Annotated in this window: 1 protein-coding gene; it reads right to left on the reverse strand. The window is 68.0% G+C overall.

Annotation, left to right across the window (positions count from 1 at the left end):
• On the reverse strand, positions 1-409 hold a 409-nt coding region (locus D7Y04_RS43125), incomplete at both ends, for a protein kinase (RefSeq protein ID WP_147477364.1).

Raw genomic sequence — 409 nt, forward strand, 5'->3', positions numbered from 1 at the left:
CGTCATCGCCGCGTAGAACATGATGCCGACGCTGAAGACGTCCGCCTCGGGACCGGCCTCCAGCCCTTCGATGATCTCCGGCGCCATGTGGGCCGGCGAGCCCACGAGCGTGCCCGTCACCGTCATCCGCTCTTCGATGTCGAGCAGCCTCGCGATGCCGAAGTCCATGAGCTTGAGGACACCGTCCTCGCGCACCATGACGTTCTCCGGCTTGAGGTCGCGGTGGATGACGGCGGCCTCGTGGGCATGGGCGAGCGCCGCCGCCAGCTCGTGGATGACCATGGCCGCCAGCTCCGGCGGGTCCATGGGCCCCTCGTCGAGGACGGACTTCAGCGTCACGCCGCGGATGTACTCGGTGACGATGAACGCGTCCTGCGCGTCCGCGGAGGAGAAGTCGAAGACCTCGAGG

The organism is Corallococcus sp. AB038B, from assembly GCF_003668955.1.
In the GTDB taxonomy this organism is placed as follows: Bacteria; Myxococcota; Myxococcia; order Myxococcales; family Myxococcaceae; genus Corallococcus; species Corallococcus exiguus.